The 19,449-nt window shown below is 46.7% G+C and carries 17 protein-coding genes and 1 riboswitch; of the genes, 8 read left to right on the top strand and 9 right to left on the bottom strand.

The window, feature by feature from the left end:
• Positions 1-300: 300 nt before the first annotated feature.
• Entirely contained in the window at positions 301-882 is a 582-nt protein-coding gene (locus EKM92_RS13255; RefSeq protein WP_125711482.1) for an isochorismatase family protein, read from the top strand.
• A gap of 1,194 nt (positions 883-2,076) precedes the next feature.
• Here EKM92_RS13255 and EKM92_RS13250 read toward each other — a convergent pair.
• The gene (locus tag EKM92_RS13250; protein ID WP_125711481.1) at positions 2,077-2,820 is read right to left on the bottom strand and encodes an amino acid ABC transporter ATP-binding protein; all 744 of its coding nucleotides are present in this window, start codon (positions 2,818-2,820) and stop codon (positions 2,077-2,079) included.
• Entirely contained in the window at positions 2,820-4,397 is a 1,578-nt protein-coding gene (locus tag EKM92_RS13245) for an ABC transporter permease subunit (protein ID WP_125711480.1), read from the bottom strand. The genes EKM92_RS13250 and EKM92_RS13245 overlap by 1 nt, the downstream gene beginning before the upstream one ends.
• A gap of 110 nt (positions 4,398-4,507) precedes the next feature.
• Positions 4,508-4,676, bottom strand: a riboswitch (Lysine riboswitch).
• 422 nt (positions 4,677-5,098) lie between these two features.
• Here EKM92_RS13245 and EKM92_RS13240 point away from each other — a divergent pair.
• From EKM92_RS13240 to EKM92_RS13225, 4 genes are all read left to right on the top strand, one after another.
• Positions 5,099-6,070 (top strand): mannose/fructose/sorbose PTS transporter subunit IIA, encoded by a 972-nt coding sequence (locus tag EKM92_RS13240; protein WP_125711479.1) that lies wholly within the window; start codon positions 5,099-5,101, stop codon positions 6,068-6,070.
• A gap of 83 nt (positions 6,071-6,153) precedes the next feature.
• Positions 6,154-6,963: a PTS mannose/fructose/sorbose transporter subunit IIC gene (locus EKM92_RS13235; protein WP_125711478.1), complete on the top strand. Its 810-nt coding sequence runs from the start codon at positions 6,154-6,156 to the stop codon at positions 6,961-6,963.
• Positions 6,964-6,979: 16 nt separating this feature from the next.
• Positions 6,980-7,891, top strand: coding sequence for a PTS system mannose/fructose/sorbose family transporter subunit IID (locus EKM92_RS13230; protein WP_125711477.1), 912 nt, complete (start codon positions 6,980-6,982; stop codon positions 7,889-7,891).
• A gap of 725 nt (positions 7,892-8,616) precedes the next feature.
• The gene (locus EKM92_RS13225) at positions 8,617-9,366 is read left to right on the top strand and encodes a Fic family protein (protein ID WP_125711476.1); all 750 of its coding nucleotides are present in this window, start codon (positions 8,617-8,619) and stop codon (positions 9,364-9,366) included.
• 643 nt (positions 9,367-10,009) lie between these two features.
• Here the strand turns inward: EKM92_RS13225 and EKM92_RS13220 are convergent.
• The 4 genes from EKM92_RS13220 to EKM92_RS13205 form a co-directional block, all read right to left on the bottom strand.
• Positions 10,010-10,699 (bottom strand): N-acetylmannosamine-6-phosphate 2-epimerase, encoded by a 690-nt coding sequence (locus tag EKM92_RS13220; protein ID WP_125711475.1) that lies wholly within the window; start codon positions 10,697-10,699, stop codon positions 10,010-10,012.
• 138 nt (positions 10,700-10,837) lie between these two features.
• Complete coding sequence (locus tag EKM92_RS13215; protein WP_125711474.1) at positions 10,838-11,581, bottom strand: hypothetical protein; 744 nt, start codon at positions 11,579-11,581, stop codon at positions 10,838-10,840.
• Positions 11,578-12,252, bottom strand: coding sequence for a hypothetical protein (locus EKM92_RS13210; RefSeq protein ID WP_125711473.1), 675 nt, complete (start codon positions 12,250-12,252; stop codon positions 11,578-11,580). Before EKM92_RS13210 ends, EKM92_RS13215 begins: the two co-directional genes overlap by 4 nt.
• A gap of 12 nt (positions 12,253-12,264) precedes the next feature.
• Positions 12,265-13,146: a hypothetical protein gene (locus EKM92_RS13205; protein WP_125711472.1), complete on the bottom strand. Its 882-nt coding sequence runs from the start codon at positions 13,144-13,146 to the stop codon at positions 12,265-12,267.
• 1,487 nt (positions 13,147-14,633) lie between these two features.
• Between EKM92_RS13205 and EKM92_RS13200 the strand changes: the two genes are divergently transcribed.
• Complete coding sequence (locus tag EKM92_RS13200; protein WP_125711471.1) at positions 14,634-16,202, top strand: KxYKxGKxW signal peptide domain-containing protein; 1,569 nt, start codon at positions 14,634-14,636, stop codon at positions 16,200-16,202.
• A gap of 406 nt (positions 16,203-16,608) precedes the next feature.
• Here EKM92_RS13200 and EKM92_RS13195 read toward each other — a convergent pair whose 3' ends face one another.
• From EKM92_RS13195 to EKM92_RS13185, 3 genes are read right to left on the bottom strand one after another with little or no spacing between them, the layout of a single operon-like run.
• Entirely contained in the window at positions 16,609-17,247 is a 639-nt protein-coding gene (locus tag EKM92_RS13195) for a hypothetical protein (RefSeq protein WP_125711470.1), read from the bottom strand.
• 21 nt (positions 17,248-17,268) lie between these two features.
• Positions 17,269-17,559, bottom strand: a complete 291-nt coding sequence (locus tag EKM92_RS13190) for a hypothetical protein (protein WP_125711469.1) — start codon at positions 17,557-17,559, stop codon at positions 17,269-17,271.
• Between the two features lie 11 nt (positions 17,560-17,570).
• Positions 17,571-17,882 (bottom strand): hypothetical protein, encoded by a 312-nt coding sequence (locus EKM92_RS13185; protein ID WP_125711468.1) that lies wholly within the window; start codon positions 17,880-17,882, stop codon positions 17,571-17,573.
• Between the two features lie 401 nt (positions 17,883-18,283).
• Here EKM92_RS13185 and EKM92_RS13180 point away from each other — a divergent pair, with 401 nt between their 5' ends.
• Both EKM92_RS13180 and EKM92_RS13175 read left to right on the top strand, forming a co-directional pair.
• Positions 18,284-18,841 carry a hypothetical protein gene (locus tag EKM92_RS13180; RefSeq protein ID WP_125711467.1) on the top strand — a complete coding sequence of 186 codons (558 nt, stop codon included), beginning with the start codon at positions 18,284-18,286 and terminating at the stop codon, positions 18,839-18,841.
• Positions 18,842-18,843: 2 nt separating this feature from the next.
• On the top strand, positions 18,844-19,134 hold the full coding sequence (locus EKM92_RS13175) for a hypothetical protein (protein WP_125711466.1): 291 nt from the start codon (positions 18,844-18,846) through the stop codon (positions 19,132-19,134).
• Positions 19,135-19,449 lie beyond the last annotated feature (315 nt).

The raw sequence follows: 19,449 nt of genomic DNA, 5'->3' as shown, positions 1-19,449 counted from the left end.
AGCGCCTTGAGACGCTGCCGGTAACGGGGGCTTATAGCCCCAGAGCAAGCCACCCGTTTAACGGGTGGTTTTTGACTTTCCATATAAGAGAAAGTTGTTTTTTAATCGGAATGATGGGCGTTCCCCTTAATCTCACATTTCAGAGATGGTGTAAAAGGTAAACGGTTATTCACCGCCAAACATACTCATTTGGCGGTGATAATCTTATGTTGGCGGTGAAAAAACGGTGACTTAACGTGACATCTCGTGGTTGGCAGGTATAATATAATTTATCTTTTCCACAATCGAAAGCGAGAAACCATGCTTGAACTTAATTTAGCCAAAACCGCCGTCGTCTTCATCGACTTGCAACAAAACATCCTTAATGCAGCACCACTATATCCTAGCAACGCTAAATCCGTGATTGCCGCCAATGATCGCCTCAGTCAGGCCTTCAAGAATACGCCAGCGTTAGAAGTGTTGGTGTCAGTGCAAACAGAGACTTTCCAACATTTGTATCCTTTTCCCGCAGAAAAAAGGCATTTGGCAAATGCTGAACAACCGAAATTATTGTTACCGATCGCCCAAGACCCAGAGGCTGATAACGTGATTCAAGTGACCAAACATAATCCCGGGGCGTTCTTTGGCACCGACCTCGATCTCCAACTGCGCCGCCAAGGCATCGATACCATCATTTTAGCTGGGGTGTCGACGTCTAATGGCGTGTATGCGACGGCGCTTGACGCCTTCCAGTACGCCTATCACGTGATTGTCATTGAAGATGCTTGTGCGGATCGCGACCTTGAAAAACACGACTTCTTCTTCACCAAAATGTTTGACCGTATCGCTGATGTAGTAAGTATCGAGGAAATAGTACCGGCAGTCGAGCGGGCATTGTCGTAGATTTTGACGTGAATGCCGACCAAACGACTTGGCACCGACGCAAAAAGACCGCCATGGGCTTGGCGGTCAAAAAAGGGTTGGGGATTATTTATCACTTTGGAGGAGTGAATTGAAAATGAAAAAGTGGGGTAGAAATAAGGGGGTAGCTCATTTCTATGTTTCCTATACTACCGACGAGTTGTGACGAATCTGTGATACGGGTGTGCAGAATTGAAGTCAGTATCTTAAAAAATCTGTCGTTGGATGAATTAGTTGTGATACCTACGGGTGACATGATATAATAATGCCATGCAAAAACACTATGCGGCCAACATAGTGTTTTCGGAACAAATGAGTTCTCGCAACGTCGCGTTAAGAGCGATGGTCAGGTTAATTTACTACGAAAGCCGCGTTAACTAGCCAAAGTGTCCGCGGCTTTTTTCATGCCTACTTTCGCCAGAATTCTCTGACGGCCTGCACTAGCCGACTCAAAGATCGAACCAACTTGGTGGCTTTGCGAACACTGAAATTCAATGCATCGCAGTAGTAGCCCACCAGATAGATACAGGCAATGATGGTCACGTGAACGCAACCGATCGTAAACAATCCAGATCTCCTTTCGTTCAGGATGTTCGGCATAGTTTGCCATCGCATCACCTACTTTCCTCGGGAGACCACCGCTCATGTCACTTCTTGCTTTCGATAGTTTAACATGTAAAGTCACGATTAACTAATTATTTATAAGTTGATGATTTTCTATATATTTCCGCAACAAAAAGACCGCCATGGGCTTGGCGGTCAAAAAAGGTTGGGGATTTATCACTTTGGAGGAGTGATGATCGACACCGGCGGGCACCAGTGCCGATCAGAGAAAATGAAAAAGTGGGGTAGAAATAAGGGGGTAGCTCATTTCTATGTATCCTATATTACCGACGAGTTGTGATAAATTTGTGACGCTGATGTGCAAGCTTTGAGAAATCTCTAAACGCGTTCGAAGCAGCAACGCACAAACATCTAGCTACGAAAAAACCGCTAAGGCAAAGTGCGCCTTAACGGTTTTTCCTACGCTAGCTGTTGTGCTAAAAGCGCTGCTTCTCACGCTCTTAACGCGTTCACCTCGGCAACATGCCAGGCTTTACTACAAAAATCGCCTTGAAATAAAGTGCATTTCAAGACGATTTTTTCCGTTAGGCTTGGCACTAAGCCCGCCGAGACTCACGCTCTGTTCAAATATCGTTTCAAGAATTCTTGGGTCACGACTTCGGTTGGATGATCAAAGATCTCTGCTGGCGTGCCGGCTTCTGCGATGACGCCTTCGTTCATGAAGACGACGCGGTCGGAGACATCTTTGGCAAATTGCATTTCGTGGGTGACGACGATCATGGTCAACCCAGTGTCTGCTAAAGCTTTCATGGCGTTCAACACGTCATCGACCATTTCTGGATCCAGCGCTGAGGTTGGTTCGTCAAACAATAAAACTTCTGGATCCATCGCCACAGCACGCGCAATGGCGACACGTTGCTTTTGGCCCCCTGATAATTGATCAGGCTTGGCATTGATGAAAGGATCCATGCCGACTTGCTTCAACAATTCTAAGGCGTGAGTCTTTGCTGTTGCGGCGTCACGTTTCAACACCGTGGTTTGTGGGGTGACCACATTTTGCAATACCGTCAAATTGTTGAACAAGTTGAATTGCTGAAACACCATGCCAACAGCGGCGCGGTAATGCGGCAAGTCGATTTCACCGGATAACACGCTTTTGCCATGGAATAAAATGTCGCCGCCAGTAGGTTCTTCCAATAAGTTGATGTTTCGCAACAAGGTGGATTTCCCAGAACCTGAGCGGCCGATGATGGACACCACTTCGCCTTTGTGAACGTCGAAGTTGATGTCGGTCAACACTTCATGCGTTCCGAAGGCTTTTTTCAAATTCTTGACTTCAATGATCGTATCAGCCATTAGTTGTTTGCCTCCTTAGATGCGTCAATTGCTTGCATTTGATTGGACATCACGTTGTAGTTCTTTGGCCCGTCGATGCGCTTTTCGATCAAGCGGAACAAGCGGGAGATCGTAAAGGTCAAAATCAAGTAGATCCCGCAGACAATCAGGTAAGTGTGGAAGAACTGGAAGTTTTGGCCGGCGACAGTTTCAGCAGAGAAGAACAATTCAGAAACTGAAATGACAGACAAGACGGAAGTATCTTTGATGTTCACGATAAATTCGTTGGTAACAGCAGGCAAGGAATTGCGGATCGCTTGTGGTAAAACGACTTTCATCATGGTTTGTAAGTGGGTGAAGCCTAACGCATGCGCGGCTTCAAATTGCCCTTCATCAACAGAGATGATCCCACCACGGATGATTTCAGAGATATAAGCCCCAGTGTTGATGGAGACAATGACTAACGCCGCCATCGTCTTGTTCATGTTCAACCCGAATGCTTGCGCAGCGCCGTAATACAACACGGCAGCTTGCACGATCATAGGGGTGCCACGGAAGACTTCAATATAAACGGATAACAACCAGTTAACAAACCATTGCAACCCACGTTTGCCTTTGGTTTTTGGCTTTGGGATCGTGCGGACGATACCGACTAATAACCCAATGACAAACCCAACGATGGTACCGACTAAGGAGATCAACAAGGTCATCCCAGTCCCACGCAATAACATTGGGCCGTATTGCTTAAGAATCTGCATGAACCAGTTGCCACCTTGGCTGGTGCTTGGTTGATTAGCAACGGCGTCATTCATCATTTGATCGCGAGTCTTCGTGGAAACTTTAGCGAGTTCTTCATTGATCTTTGCTTTGTCAGGATCATTTTTACGCAAGCCGATGGCCAAGTCCACATCTTCTGGATTGGTTTTAAAGCCGTTAGCTTTGGAGAATTTCAAATACGTTAAGTTCGGGTTGGCGTTTTGGGCGGTGATGCCTTCTGGAACTTCTGAGACATATCCGTCGATGGTGCCAGATTCCAAAGCGACACGCATCGCTGGGAAGTTGTTCATCGCTTCTTCTTTAATGACACCTTTCATTTGCTTGATGGCTTGATAATGGAAGGTAGATAGTTGCGCAGTGATCTTTGCCCCTTTGAAGTCGTTGATGGACTTGGCTTTGGCGTATTTAGAATCGCGGCGGACAACGACAGTCAACTTCGAGGCATAATAGGTAGAAGTAAAATCGATGGCTTTGCGACGCTCAGCAGTTGGTGACATCCCGGCGATGATCGCGTCGATTTTCCCGGAAGTCAACGCAGGTTGAAGGCCGTCCCAAGAAGTTTTAACGACGACGACTTTTTTGCCGATGGCTTTGGCGACTTTCTTGGCCATTTGGACATCGTAACCATTGGCGTAATCAGCGGAGCCTTGAATCTTGACGGCACCGTTAGAACTATCAGATTGCGTCCAGTTGAATGGGGCATAGCCGGCTTCCATCCCGACTTTGAAGGTCCCAGAAGCAAAAACGTTTTGCGTGCTGAACGCTAAAACGCTCAACAACGCGATGGCGACCCCACTGAGGTATAACCACACTTTTTTCATTAGACATATTCTCCCTTCGTGTTTTGCGCACCGAAGGAATAGAGAGAACATTAAAGGGGATCGACCTATATCATAAATAAAGGTCGATCCCCTGATTTCAGTAATAAAACCAGAATCATAGCGCTCCGCATTGCTGCGACAGTTCAAGCGATATTCTCGCTTGCCCCAACCAAATCACTCCTAGACGAGTGTTTGATTTCGGCGGGGATGCTTACGACAGGTTCAAAGGGATCTAGCCCTCACCTGTTTTCGTCACCACCCGCGACCTCTATTTCTTGGTGGATATTCACATGTCTTGCGAAGAGTATAGCTTAATCCACTAAGTTCGTCAACGTATCGTGCACGCAATCGAAAAACGCTTTCTCAAAATTAAAAAGCGTTTTATTGAGTAAGGGGTTTTCAGGAAAGTCGTCAAAATCACGAGTTGTACCTACAAATTCGCCTCAATCAGGGGTAACTTTTTCACGCTGTAGCCCTTGTCCCACATAAAGATTTATAAAAAAATACGCCGCAGATACCCGCCGGTATAGTCCTTTCATGAAAACGTTCAAATTTATCTCAAGAAAGGGATTGCAAAACGCGACTGATAACGGCATACTAGCTCATGGGGATTCATTCACCGGTCAAAATCTGCATACTTATTCTACATTATTCAATGCAGTGCAGGCCGTACCCAAATATTATTTAGGAGGCGACAAACAATGGTCGGAATCATTCTTGCTAGTCATGGGCAATTCGCTGCTGGCATCAAGCAATCTGGTCAAATGATCTTCGGTGAACAGGAAAAAGTCGAAGCTGTGACTTTCATGCCAAACGAAGGCCCAGATGATCTCAAGAAGCATCTTGAAGAAGCCATTGCGAAGTTCGGCGAAGACGACGAAGTGTTGTTCTTAGTCGATCTGTGGGGCGGTTCACCATTCAACCAATCCAACGGTTTGTTCGAAGCACATAAGGATAAGTGGGCAATTGTAACAGGTCTTAACCTGCCAATGCTCATTGAAGCTTATGGCTCTCGTCTGTCGATGACCTCGGCACACGAAATCGCAGCCCACTTAGTTGAAGCTGGGCGTGACGGCGTGAAGATCAAGCCAGAGTCACTTGAACCAAAACCAGCCGCAGCACCTGCTGCAGCTAAAGGCAACAACGGCGGCAAGCCAGGTAAGCTCGAATACGTGCTTGCTCGGATCGACTCTCGTCTGTTGCATGGTCAAGTCGCAACTGCTTGGTCCAAGTCTGTTAAGCCTACTCGTATCATCGTTGTTTCTGACAACGTTGCTAAGGATAAGCTGCGTAAGCAATTGATCACTGACGCTGCACCTGGTGGCATTCATGCCCATGTTGTGCCAGTTGATCAAATGATCAAAATCGCCAAAGATGATCAGCACTTCGGCGGCGAAAAAGCACTGCTATTATTCGAAACCCCTCAAGACGCATTACGCGCTGTTGAAGGTGGCGTTCCGTTGAAGTCTATCAACGTTGGGTCCATGGCTCACTCCGCTGGTAAAGTTCAACCTAACAAAGTTTTGGCTTTTGACCAAGATGATATCGATACCTTCGGGAAACTGAAGGCTGACGGCTTAACCTTTGATGTCCGCAAAGTCCCAACCGACTCTCAAGACAACATGGACGCCATCTTGAAGAAAGCGCAAGACGCCTTGAACGCAGCAAAGTAACAGAGTGATGTGACCTGCATTAGCGGGTCGCACAACTCGACTCAATTCTAACTATTATTCCTACAAAAAGGGAGGATACTACAATGTCTTTGAATTTCATTCAAATCATCCTAGTCCTCATCGTTGCATTCTTAGCTGGGATGGAAGGGATTCTTGATGAATTCGAATTCCATCAACCAGTTATCGCCTGCACGTTGATCGGCTTGGTTACTGGCCAATTGGTCCCATGTGTTATCTTAGGTGGGACGCTGCAAATGATCGCCTTAGGCTGGGCGAACATCGGTGCCGCTGTTGCGCCTGATGCGGCTTTGGCTTCCGTTGCATCTGCCATCATTCTTGTTCTTGGCGGCCAAGGCAAAGCAGGTGTTTCATCTGCCATCGCGATCGCCGTTCCTCTGGCTGTTGCCGGTTTACTTTTAACTACTTTGGTTCGTACTGTTACTGTTGCGATCATCCATATCATGGATAAAGCTGCTGAAGAAGGTAGCTTTGGTAAGATCGACTTCTGGCAATGGGTTGCGATCTGCTTACAAGGTTTGCGTATTGCCATCCCTGCAGGCTTCATCATCGCCGTTGGTTCTGGTCCTGTTAAAGCAATGCTCGATGCGATGCCTACTTGGTTAGTTGATGGCTTGTCAATCGGTGGTGGCATGGTTGTTGCCGTTGGTTATGCGATGGTTATCAACATGATGGCTACTGCTGAAGTATGGCCATTCTTCGCCATTGGCTTCGTGCTCGGCACTGTTACCGAAATCACCTTGATTGGTTTAGGTGCTATCGGTGTTGGCTTGGCCCTCATCTACTTGAACTTGTCCAAGATGGGCGGCTCCAGTGATGGTGGTCAATCCACTGGCTCAGGTGATGCCGTTGGCGACATCATTGACAACTACTAAAAGGAGGTAGAACACAATGGCTGATCAGATCAAATTATCGAAAAAAGATCGTTGGGACGTCTGCTGGCGTTCGACCTTCCTGCAAGGTTCTTGGAACTACGAACGTATGCAAAACGGTGGCTGGACTTATGCTTTAATTCCAGCTTTAAAGAAGTTATATACGACTAAAGAAGATCGTGTTGCCGCTTTGAAGCGTCACATGGAATTCTTTAACACTCACCCATACTTGGCATCACCTGTTATCGGTGTTACCTTGGCCCTTGAAGAAGAACGTGCTAACGGTGCTGCCGTTGACGACGTTACTATCCAAGGTGTTAAAGTTGGGATGATGGGTCCTTTGGCTGGTGTCGGCGATCCAGTGTTCTGGTTCACTGTACGTCCAATCTTAGGTGCCTTGGCTGCTTCCATGGCCATGACTGGTTCCATCGTAGGTCCTGTGATCTTCTTCGTCGCTTGGAACATTATCCGTATCGCCTTCCTGTGGTACACTCAAGAATTCGGCTACAAAGCTGGTTCTCGTATCGCCGACGATATGTCTGGTTCCTTGTTGCAAGATGTTACCAAAGGTGCTTCCATCCTTGGTATGTTCATCTTAGGTTCTCTGGTAGAACGTTGGGTTTCTGTTAAGTTCACTCCAACGGTTTCCAATGTTCAATTGGATAAAGGTGCTTACATCGACTGGAACTCTCTTCCAAAAGGTGCTAAAGGTATCCAAACAGCCTTGGAACAACAAGCTTCTGGCTTGTCCTTGACTGACCACAAGGTTACCACCTTGCAAAACAACTTGGACTCCTTGATCCCAGGTCTTGCTGGTCTTCTTGTTACCCTGCTTTGCATGTGGTTACTTAAGAAGAAAGTTAGCCCAATCATCATCATCTTCGGTTTGTTCATTGTTGGTATCGTATTACACGTTCTCCACATTATGTAATCAACCGAATTTGCAGGAAAGTCGCTCAGAAATGGGCGGCTTTTTTGTATTCGGAACGCGCGTAGTTTGGCGTGGGTGCGGTGCTTTCAGCGCTCGACGACGATTCTATCATGACGAATATCCCGGTCAAATTTGAAATTGATTACTTGCTTGCGTGGGGTATCGCGACATGCTATACTGTGGTTGTACAAAAAAGACCCGATGCGCCAACATCGAGCCCTTCCGGATAGTGACACCCTCGCATAGTGCGTTGAACGGTAACTTTTCGGCGGTTTAAAAATAATGCATTAAAGCCACGCTTACTTCGTCAAAAGTTTAACGGCGCGGCTTTTTTCGTATCACTTTTTTTCGTCTGGTCCACCTGTGTTTGGACCGCTTTGGCATAGACGTTCGTTCGACTACTTTAAGATAGACCTCAATGGCGTGGAGCATTACATCTCCGTACCGGTCAATTAAATCACCAAAGTTGACGAGGATCTCGACGAGGATCTCGACGATATCCAAGTGTTCCATATACGACTTTCCTTTCAGGGTTCGCTGACACCCACAAGATCATAGGCACCACCTCCTTCGTACTCGAAAAGCTACCGCACGTTGCGCTGTGCTTTCGCCAGTATACCATGACAAGACTGACGTGTACATAGAAGGAAAAGATTGATTTAATTATAGAAATATCACAATGAAACGAGTTAAATATTGGTCATTTCGAAATAAGAGGTGAGCGTATGAATCATATCGCATTAGCGCATTTTCTAAACTCATTGCTCAGTTTGAATCATTATGGCAGTACCGTTTACCAAACCAAACTTGCATTGGATATGAAGTCGACGCAGCCATTGTGCCAAGATAACGATGATGTGGCAATTTTTAATGATGCATTGAAAGGCATCGACGCGATCAAACAGATTGGATTTAGCGTTGATGGCATCATCGCAATTAACAGCCAGTTTGATTCGAAATCGGAAGAACAGCCGAAATTACCGGGACATTTACGCAATGCGTATTACAATTCAGACGACAACACTGCGATTCTTTTAGGCGAACATTCGACCGATTCCTATTTTCCACCAGAAGTTGTCACTCGTATGGATCTGAGCGAAATTGTTGACGCCTATGTGTCTTCTGAGCAAACAGTCGCTGATGCTTGGCGTGTGTTTGCAAAAATCGCAAAGTTGCAACCGTTTCAAGATGGTAACAAACGCACCGGTTTAATTGCTGCTAACGCGGCTTATGGTACCTTTGAAACTGGTGAGTATCTGATCTTGCCGACCAATGACCTCGACCGTGCGGAGTTTATGATCGCCTTAATGCGATACTATCAAGCAAAAAATGAACATGAAGAAGTAGGGTGTTTTAAGAAAATGTTGGCTTTGTTGCCAAGTGAGGCGGATCGTCTCAAGGCGTTGAACCAACCGATCACTGATACAAAGCCAACCATGCCTACAAAGCACCACATTAAGCGTGAATTTAGATAGCCTGCCATGCGGGTTATGACTTGATGTCTTGCTTGCACAGGGTATCATGACATGATATACTTTAGTCGTACAAAAAAGACCCGATGCTGGACACATCGAGCCTATCCGGATGGTGACACCCTCGCATAGTGCGTTGAACGGTAACTTTTCGGCATATTATGACATTTAAGCCACGCCTACTTGGCTAAAAGTTTAACGGCGCGGCTTTTTTCGTATCACTTTTTTCGTCGGGTCCGTTTGTGTTTGGACCGCTTTGGCGTGGACAAACGTTTGAGCACTTTGAGATAGACCTCAATGGCGTGGAGCATCACATCTCCGTACCGGTCAATTAAATCACCAAGGCTGACGAGGATTACGGCGAGAAGCTCGACGAATATCCAAGTGTTGCGTATACGACTTTCCTTTCAGGGTTCGCTGACACCCACAAGATCATAGGCACCACCTCCTTCGTACTCGAAAAGCTACCGCACGTTGCGCTGTGCTTTCGCCAGTATACCATGACAAGACTGACGTGTATATAGAAGGAAAAGATTGATTAATTCATATAAAAATTGTCATTCAATCATTAAAAGGGCCATCGTCACACACCATGAAACTTGTGCGACGGTGGCTCTCTCCATTTAAGACATTAATATAGAAGAAACTACTTCAACGCCTCTAAGAACCGGCTGGCAATTTCCAGTGGCCGCGTGATCGCACCTCCGACGACTACAGCGTGCGCACCAAGATCGATGCAGCGACGCAACTTCTCGGGGGTGTCGACTTTGCCTTCTGCAATTACTGGGCGATCAGTAGCTGCCAATACTGCTTTCAAATACGCAAAGTCGTTATCTGCGATGTTGGCACCTTGAGACGCTTCGGTGTAGCCGTGCATCGTCGTGCCGATCAAATCAAAACCAAGTGTGTCTGCGGCGTGGACATTTGCTAACGTGTCGGTGTCAGCCATCAACAAGGTATCAGGGAATTCTTTCCGGAAGGCGGCGACTTGATCTTTCAGATTCTCACCAAGCGGGCGACTGCGGCCAGTGACTTCGACGGCCACCACCGGCACACCAGTCGCTGCGACGGCGCGCATATCTTCAAGTGTAGGAGTGATATATGATTCTGCATCGGGGAAAACGTGTTTATTGATTCCGATGATCGGCAAGCCAGTTTCGTCTTGGATCGCTTGAATATCGACGACGGAATTAGCGCGCAACGCCACCGCGCCAGCTTGTTTGACCGCACGCGCCATCCGCGCCATGATGAAGGAGCTGTGCAATGGTTCATCTGGCAACGCTTGGCAGGAGACAATCAGTTGACCTTTAGTTTGGGATAGGAATGTGTTTGGCATGAGCGGACTCTTTTCTACTTGGTGTAAGGGGTTACATTGCTAATGTATCACGGTTTCAAACCACATTCAATCTTGACAAACCAAGGCGAAAAACGGGGGTGTTAAGCCATTTCTACATGGTGAAAGCCAACCTGACCTTCACAGCTTCTTCCGCAATTCTTTGCGCCGCATCAACTCCGTGCTTTGCTTCAATAAGCTTTGGTGGAGCAACTTTTTGTCATTTTCATCATAGCGGCGGACTAGTTGTGACTCAGATTCCCAGTGTCCCAACGTCAGCGGTTTGAACAACCCACCGCGGGTCACATCAGTTTGCGATGGATCTTGCATCAAGGCAGTGACTGGGGCAGCTTGGGCGTACAATTCGCCGCGCTGTTGGGCGATATGCACCAGCAAGGCTTGCAGTTGTTCAAGCGCGGTGTTGTCAGGCAACAACTCGACTTGTTTGTTGAGCCATTCATCAAATTGCCAAGGGCTGTCAGCATATTGCACCGTTTGCGCCTCAAACACCCGCCGCGGGCCATCGACTAAATTCACTTCCGCCCAGTTGTCTGCGTATAACAACTCCCGCTGATACAGCGCCTTGACCGCACTAGCAGTGGCCATGCCGTGACCGTCCAAGGCAAAATGCGTCAAACTCAACTCCCCGAAAGCCACGATTTGATCGCCTAACGTCGGGGCTTCGCTGATCAAATCATCTAACACCAAATACACCTCATGTAACTTCGGCCATTCCCATTCCCCTGGATCCAAGTCGATGGTCGCCAGCTTCACCTGCAAAAAGTACGCCTGGAAAGTACTCCCATCACCATTGATCCCTGTGACTGGCAAATAATCAGTTAACGTCCCAGTGATTGTGGCATTGCGAACATGTTGTTTCGTCATAGATGCTCCTCCTCGTTGGTAAAATGCCGCACAAATTCCCCAAGTTGGGCGACGTCATCAGTTGGTAAAGTTAAATGAAAGATCCCGGCATTGTCAGCGACGCTGATCAATGCCGCATGGGTGATGATCGCTTGTGGTGTGGCCAAGGCATCGAATTCTGCCGCCAAATGTTGATAGTCGACGGCGATTTTTGACAAAGGTTTGGTGAGGCTAGCTTGGTTTGAGGCGATTTCCTTCAGTTGCGCTTGCCAAGCAGCAAATGGCCACTTGCCAGCGGCGTATTGATCGATCAGTTGCAACCAGCGACCCAGTGGTGTCGACGGTAGGTGCCTTTTGCCTAGTGACTTCAAAGTGGCGAGCTGTTTTCGTTGGAGCCCTTGGAGTTCGCGATTGCGGGTGTAAGCTGCAAAGCCTGAAATTGTCGGCAGCGTGTCCACATCACCATCGAAGGTGACCAAAGTGTGGGCGGTGGCATTGCTGGCGGCGACGAAGGCTTGTGGCAACAACACGAGCTTTGGCAAGTCAGCGGTGGTATTGGCAAAGTCTGTGATCAATCCTGACTGCACGGTGCACAACACAAAATGCTGTTGCGCCCAATCGCGATTAGGGGCACGGATCATCAATGTTCGCAACGCCTGCAACTGCAGATCTAAATGCATGGCAGTACTCATGACCAACGCCTCCTAGTGGGCAAGCAACCACTGGCGAATTTCTTCAAGGGTCCACCGATCGGCAACGCGTACTTGCGGATTGATGAACTTCTTTTCCAGGTCTAAGCCTTGGTTTAAGCGGAATTGTTCAGATGCTAAGAATTCTTGATACATCGCTTGTTGATAGTTGAGGTCACTAGCTTGCGCATAGTCGTAGTCGGATTGTGGGTAAGTTGGTGTTTGCGAGTTAGGGTGGATGGCTACAATATCAGTCATAATCCATAACTTCGGTAAGGTAGAGAAATCTGGCGCGTCCCGTTTTAGTAAGCGGCGGCGTTGGTAGAGTAACCATTTGAAATCTCGCAACATCGGCTTAGCGCGCAAAGTGACAAGGCGGAGACCGCGACGTTCAAACTCGAATTCATCGATCGACCCTTGGCGATAATCATCGTTGAGCTTAGCCAAAGACGATAATATAGGTGCAATGCCTTGATAGCGATGGTCGTGATCACGGCGCCATGCCGCAAAGGAATTTGCGACTAAATCACGACGCTGTTGTCTATCTTTAGAAGCTTGTTGTCGCATCGCGGGATCTTCAAACCAGTAAGCCTGAATCAAGTTGCCTTGTGCTTCGACGTCATCTGACCAACGTAGGGGATGTTGCACTGGACGAAAGCGTTGGTCTTCAACTGCATCAGGGTCGCCTTGTTTAGGCGGCCAAAGCAGATGTTGGTTGACGAGTAATGCAACGATCTGCTTTGGTGGCGGAATGCGGATACGACTCTTGGTTTCAAGTTGATCCACTGCGACCAACAAAAAGTTTCCTTCGAGTATTTCGCCGTCTGGTAGTAGCAAATGCCAATGACGTCCAGCAAACAACATCCCACGAATTAGGATCGTTGGACCGCGTACCATGTCGTCACCTCCAATTGATGCGTAAATTATACTATGAGATTATTAAAACGACAATTTTTAAGTGCTTGAAATAGCTTACTTATTTTTAGAACGATATTTCATAATAAATAAAATCGAATTAAAGCTTGCAATCTGGTGACACGTCATGTTATGATACCGGTGAATTCCAAGTGATCGAAGTGAGTGTGACTCGAGCATGTTCTGCAACCTTCGACCGCCATTGGTACGCTCGCCTTGGCTGTTGGCGACAGCAGTCAAAGTCCTACTACCCAGAGTGCGCATGACGAAACCGCGAATCGCGCTACGGTAACACAGGGTAGGTGAGCAACATGTGGGAGTCCGCCCACAGGCTTGGATAATCTTGGTAGCCATCCAAGTTCGCGCAGCAGGCGATTTTACCTGACTGATCCGGCGGGGAACGAAATCCCCGATACAATACCGCACCACCCTAAGGCGTGTTTACTGCGTGCTGAAGGATCAAAGTAAACAAGTTTGGAACCACGGGCCAGTTTTGAAATTGCTGGGCCGTGGTTTTCGTGCGCTCAGAAACTAAATGTCTCGGGTGTACTAACTGAGCGCTCAAGAACGATTGCATATAATAGAAGATAACCGATTTAAGGTAGAACAAATAATGACAAAGATACCCGCAAGCACGTCTAACTTTGACTAGTGCGGGTTTGATAACACAAGAAAATTGTGCACGAGGTTAATGATTAAACCAGTGACGTAATGCGTCATTAACGTTGCAAATACGCAAATATGGTGTGATTACTTATCTTTCACCGGTAAAAAAGAAAGAAAATGTCAGGATTTACTAAATTGTAATATTTCTTAAATTGCGAATTGATGAGAATTAAATAACAGCATACAACGTTAAAACCAAAAACAAATTATGAAAAGCATCGACAAATGAACCGATAACTTCTAACTAATCTTGCTATTACGCTCACAAGGAAAGTGAAAAAAGTTCAAGAAAAAGCCATACCTTTCAAAAATTTAATAATTCAATCACATTTTATTCAAATTGTAGTGCTGAAATCGGACTTATTTTTCTATTCATTCTATGTTGACGAAATTCTTGATTGCTTGTACAGTCATGGAGTAATGATATATTGGTGGGATGTTCCCAACAATGCGGATTATTGACCGTCGCGATGCTTAAAGATAAATGGATGTTTCGACTTCCAACCTATAAGCTGAAGATCTGTTGATCCGTTTCGTGGTTTTCCTATAATTGGCCACGGTAGTTACATAATAGTTACGGTATTACACCTTCTTCATACGAATTTAAAGGTATCAGCACCATTGCCATCATATAGTTATGAAGATTGTTGGAATATTTGTTGACGCTTATGTATCTATTCGTAGACATTTATGAGAATCGGATATATAATCTAAGTATCATTATAGTTGGAAACGCGAGCATTATAGGTTGATGTCACGTTTTCGGTTGAAAATCTTTGTTTTTCCTATAGTAGGAATTGATTATGAACAATCGTCAAGGGGCCAAGAAGTTATACAAAGCACATAAGACATGGATCGCTGCAGGGGTAGCTGCCGCTACTTTACTCGGTGCTTCCGCATTGGGTGGTCAATCTGTTTCTGCCGCTGAAGGCAACCCAACAGGGGCTCAACGTGAAAATGCTGCCCAAGCTTATCGTATTACTAACAACTCTACACCACTTTCTGTAACAGGGGCTCAACGTGAAACTGCTGCCGCAGCTGCGCGTCAAACTAAGGCAGCTACTGGCACTGCTACTTCTACTGCCAACCCAACACCACTTGCCAAGACTGGTGCAGAACGCAATAATGCTGCTGCAGCTGCACGCAATGACAAGGCTGTCTATGGCACTACTACTACCACTACTACTGCTCCTACTTCTACTGTCAACCCAACACCACTTGCCAAGACTGGTGCAGAACGCAATGCTGCTGCTGCTCAGGCACGTATTGCTAAAGCTGCCGCAGAAAACCCAACACCGCTTGCCAAGACTGGTGCAGAACGCAACGCTGCTGCCGCTAAAGCAATGGCTGCCAAGATTGCTGCTTACAACGAAGCAAAAGCTAAGGCCAATGTCAATGCCAACAACACTCCATTCGGTGGTGCTAAAGTATCTAACGCAGCTCCAGCTAAGGGTGCTTCCACTACTCCAGCTGAACAACAAGCAATGGCTGACAAGATTGCTGCTTACAACGAAGCAAAAGCTAAGGCCAATGTCAATGCCAACAACACTCCATTCGGTGGTGCTAAAGTATCTAACGCAGCTCCAGCTAAGGGTGCTTCCACTACTCCAGCTGAACAACAAGCAATGGCTGACAAGATTGCTGCTTACAACGAAGCAAAAGCTAAGGCCAATGTCAATGCCAACAACACTCCATTCGGTGGTGCTAAAGTATCTAACGCAGCTCCAGCTAAGGGTGCTTCCACTACTCCAGCTGAACAACAAGCAATGGCTGACAAGATTGCTGCTTACAACGAAGCAAAAGCCAAGGCTAACGTCAATGCCAACAACACTCCATTTGGTGGTGCCCAAGTTAGCTTGACTAACGAACAATTGGCTAACATCGAAGCAAACAAGCTTGAAAACTTGCCAAACAAGTCCACTGAAGCTTCCCAAGCTATGGAAAAGGAAGTTAACACTAACCTTAACAAGCTTGAAAACTTGCCAAACAAGTCTACTCAAGCTTCCGAAGCTGCTCAAGCTGCTGCTTTAGCTGCTGCTAAGGCTGAAATTGCTAAGTTGTACGACGCTCGCGCAACTCAATTTGTTAACGGCTTGAAGGAAACTGCTGCTGCTGACTTGGCTAAGTCAAAGGCTGCTAAGACTGAAACTAAGGCAGAAACTAAGGCTGACACCAAGGTTGTTGCTACTGCAACTCCAGCTGCTAAGAGCGCTGTTGCCGCAGCTACTACTACTGCCGCTGCTACTAAAGCAGCTACTAAAGTTATCCCAGCTACTGGCGACGCTGTCAACGAAGGCGCTGTTGTTGCCGGTGTTGCAACCGCAATGCTCGCATTGTTCGGCTTAGCTGAAACTAAGAAGCGTCGCGCTTAATTCAAACCACTAATTCTTAGTGTAAGAATTTAACGCAAAGGAAGGATCCAGTGATTATTTGATCGCTGGTTCCTTTTTTTGCATGGACTGATAAATTGAACGTCGCGTGGTTTATCACTGTTGTTTGACATGAACGTTTTGGGCAATTGCACTGTAACCCGCGATTTAAACCATAAAAATACGCATGAGCGTCAACCGGCGTCATGCGTGATTGAGAAATTGAACAGTCCAAGGGGTTATTCAGAACCGACCGAACTTGGATAGGACGATCACGTCCTGGATGGTTACATTCTACCTCTTTTTAGTAACCGGTTACAACTGTTTCTTTAGATTTTCTTAAAAAATAATCGGTCACGCCTTAACGGATGCGATATCGCACGTCTAACGATTGAAGTTGCTAAGTGCATCACAACCACAACGCGGCTTGTGGTTCGAGTCCCACTGGTAATTCCGCACCAAAGACGACAAAGCCGGCACCGTCTGTCTGCAACGCCTCATGCTCTGCGCAACCACACACTCGCATTGGTAACGTCGTGTTGGCAGGACCATAGCCGAAATAGGCGGTGAAGCCTTGCAGTGTGGTATGCCAAGTGAATTCAAAGTCTCCAAACCTCACTTTAGGAATGTCGCCAAACATTAACTCGTGATAAACATCAAAGCGGTCTTTTGCAGGTAACTGCAACGGATGAAAGCCAAACAATGATTGTGGGGAAAGCTCTTCGTCTGCTTCAACAACAGTCACGCTAATGGTGGCCATCGCCAAATCTGGGTCGTCAGTTTTCACCCCAAAGCCGAAATAGCCGTTGGCGTCGGTCGCGCATAAGTATGTGGTGGGGTCTTGTGGAAATTCAACGAGGATTCGACGGTCAGCTTTTGCTTGTCCGAAATACACCCAATTTTGTGGGTGGTTGCGGTCCTCAAGCAAGGTGGTGATCATGCCATCGTAAGTTGGCGCCGGCAATGGCTGCTCACCTTGCCAGAAAGCGTTGACACACGCGTTCATGATGGTGTCGGTGAATTGGATAGGAGCATAGGTGATCGACATTGGCGGCCTCCTTTTGACGTGTTAGGCGGATTCTACGGCAGAATGTAGGCGAATGTTGGCAGGCAAGAGATCACACCACACCCGGATCGAGTCAGTTGTGGCCAGCGGATTCATTAAGTGAATGTGGGCGATGCTGTTAGCGGTGGCAGGGGCGAAATAATTATATTGATCGCCAACGTTGACGAACAAGTCTTGCCCGGGGCGAATCGCGATGGTGAGGTCTTGTTCGCTGACTAAGATTTCTGCATAAAGCGGCGGCATGATCGCAGGGGTCATCGATAGCTTCGTGAAAAGTTGCGTGGTGTTGTTCATGGTCGGCCTCCTTAGGCGTTGAGTCGGTGCGCTGTGAGATGGGCTGGGGTGAAGTTGCACCACACATGGATGGGCGCATCTGGCGGCAGCGGATGCATCAAGTTGAACTGGGCGATGCCATCATTGGTGGCTTCGTGATAATAAGTGAAGTTATCCCCGACATTTAAAAATAAATCTTGGCCAGGATGGGTCGCGATGATCAGTTGCGTGGCATTCGGGTCAGCTTGGATCAACTCAGCGTGGCCCATCGGCATGTCGCTTGGTAATTGGGTGATGTGGGTGAAAGTCGCCGTCAATAACGTTGCATCGAGTAAATGTGCCATGATGAGCCTCCTTTGTGAGTGTGAACGGTTACATTTGAGTCGAAAATAAAGATCATGATCGCCAAATGGTCGAGATCGTCTGATAGGAGGCGGTGGCGGCGTGGCGATCATGATCTTTCTATAAGTATTAGCTGAAGTTTTTCATATCATTTACTTTATGTTTCTAGCGTATCAAAATATCTATTGTCGGTCAACTGTTGTGGTACAGAAATTTGCTGTTTATTCGGATTTTTTTGTTGAGAAAGTGATCGACGTCGATAAATCGAATGATTCTGCGATTTATTGTGCGGAAAGTGGCAATTTTTCTTCATGTCATCGAACTGTAAAAGATGGTTCTGACCTTATTTGCGTAATTTATAGATGTAGGGGGAGTGAGGTAGCGAGTTCAGAAAGAAGATGTTATGATGATTACCCAAGTAGTCTTGACGTGGTATCAACAAACTTGGTGGGTCGGCACGAAAGAGGTGTTGATCTTGTTAGGGTTCTTGGTGGCGGCATTCACTTATCGGCGCAATACTGTGGTGCGTGCGCAAGACGTTAAAGCTGGTCAGATCCAGCGGACGTTTGAACTCATGAGGCAGTATCCTGGGGAAACTCGAGCCTTAGTGTTGAAAGTGACGCGGCAGTTGGACGATGTGTTTAATGCGTTGGAAGTGTTAAAAGCACAAGGTGAAGGGGAAGACGTGATTAAGCAATCACGAACTGACTTGTTAGCAACCGTAGATTTAATTGAGCTGTTGCATCGAATCGATCCTTGGGGCTTTTTACTGAAGCACCCAGAACATTTGTTTATTGACGAGGCAGCGAATACGTTTTCGTCAGAACTTAGCCGGGTGTTATTGGACAAACGTTTTAGCGCTGATATCGATCAAATTATGCAGCAGTCCTCAATGATGGGAATACCTGAACTAATTGAAGTGCTGAAAAAATATGAAGCTCTATCTAATCGGAGGTTTTAGTAATGCAAGAACCATTCAAACTCGACACGCCTGAAAAAATGGTCGCTCATATATTACAAATGAAAGCTACTGGTCAGCTGACTGAAGAGAACCGATTAGCGACAATAAATCGCATGCGTGCGCAATCAGGTGATCGTCCCTTGACCATGGCCGAGCATCTTGCCATCGAAGCAGATTCGAATAAAGGCATTCATTTCTATACGCGTACAAAGCCGCAGTCTTTTTTTAGGCGTCTGCAGACTGCATTGAAACGCAGTCGTGATGTTTTTGTATCGGCAATGCGCAAATCGTGATCTTTTCACTTGCCAAAATTCTTCTGTCAGCGACTTTTGCGAATATTTTTCAAGATGGCGCAGCATTTTTCCTGAAAATTCAGGCTTTTTTGACCACAAGATTAAACCATCATGAGGAGTGCACGCTTTCATTTGCTTTCATCGGAAAATCTTGCCCGCAAACGCCGCAGTTTTTGTTATACTAGAGCGTGTGTGAGTACGGGTGTGTGCCCATATTCGGAGATGAATAAATTCATTCAGGTGGAGGAAACCATGCCAGAGCATTATGCTGATCCAAAGTTGAAGATTTTTGCCTTGAACTCAAACAAGCCGCTT

This window comes from Lacticaseibacillus porcinae, from assembly GCF_003946305.1.
Taxonomy (GTDB): domain Bacteria; phylum Bacillota; class Bacilli; order Lactobacillales; family Lactobacillaceae; genus Lacticaseibacillus; species Lacticaseibacillus porcinae.
This window is presented reverse-complemented; position numbering and strand designations above follow the sequence as displayed.

Excerpts from the sequence above, each read along its gene's own strand:
- EKM92_RS13175 (WP_125711466.1), top strand. The coding sequence starts at position 18,844 with ATGCAAGAACCATTCAAACTCGACACGCCTGAAAAAATGGTCGCTCAT.
- EKM92_RS13190 (WP_125711469.1), bottom strand. The coding sequence starts at position 17,559 with ATGAACAACACCACGCAACTTTTCACGAAGCTATCGATGACCCCTGCG.
- EKM92_RS13200 (WP_125711471.1), top strand. The coding sequence starts at position 14,634 with ATGAACAATCGTCAAGGGGCCAAGAAGTTATACAAAGCACATAAGACA.
- EKM92_RS13185 (WP_125711468.1), bottom strand. The coding sequence starts at position 17,882 with ATGGCACATTTACTCGATGCAACGTTATTGACGGCGACTTTCACCCAC.
- EKM92_RS13205 (WP_125711472.1), bottom strand. The coding sequence starts at position 13,146 with ATGGTACGCGGTCCAACGATCCTAATTCGTGGGATGTTGTTTGCTGGA.
- EKM92_RS13180 (WP_125711467.1), top strand. The coding sequence starts at position 18,284 with ATGATGATTACCCAAGTAGTCTTGACGTGGTATCAACAAACTTGGTGG.
- EKM92_RS13220 (WP_125711475.1), bottom strand. The coding sequence starts at position 10,699 with ATGCCAAACACATTCCTATCCCAAACTAAAGGTCAACTGATTGTCTCC.
- EKM92_RS13215 (WP_125711474.1), bottom strand. The coding sequence starts at position 11,581 with ATGACGAAACAACATGTTCGCAATGCCACAATCACTGGGACGTTAACT.
- EKM92_RS13210 (WP_125711473.1), bottom strand. The coding sequence starts at position 12,252 with ATGAGTACTGCCATGCATTTAGATCTGCAGTTGCAGGCGTTGCGAACA.
- EKM92_RS13225 (WP_125711476.1), top strand. The coding sequence starts at position 8,617 with ATGAATCATATCGCATTAGCGCATTTTCTAAACTCATTGCTCAGTTTG.
- EKM92_RS13235 (WP_125711478.1), top strand. The coding sequence starts at position 6,154 with ATGTCTTTGAATTTCATTCAAATCATCCTAGTCCTCATCGTTGCATTC.
- EKM92_RS13255 (WP_125711482.1), top strand. The coding sequence starts at position 301 with ATGCTTGAACTTAATTTAGCCAAAACCGCCGTCGTCTTCATCGACTTG.
- EKM92_RS13240 (WP_125711479.1), top strand. The coding sequence starts at position 5,099 with ATGGTCGGAATCATTCTTGCTAGTCATGGGCAATTCGCTGCTGGCATC.
- EKM92_RS13195 (WP_125711470.1), bottom strand. The coding sequence starts at position 17,247 with ATGTCGATCACCTATGCTCCTATCCAATTCACCGACACCATCATGAAC.
- EKM92_RS13230 (WP_125711477.1), top strand. The coding sequence starts at position 6,980 with ATGGCTGATCAGATCAAATTATCGAAAAAAGATCGTTGGGACGTCTGC.
- EKM92_RS13245 (WP_125711480.1), bottom strand. The coding sequence starts at position 4,397 with ATGAAAAAAGTGTGGTTATACCTCAGTGGGGTCGCCATCGCGTTGTTG.
- EKM92_RS13250 (WP_125711481.1), bottom strand. The coding sequence starts at position 2,820 with ATGGCTGATACGATCATTGAAGTCAAGAATTTGAAAAAAGCCTTCGGA.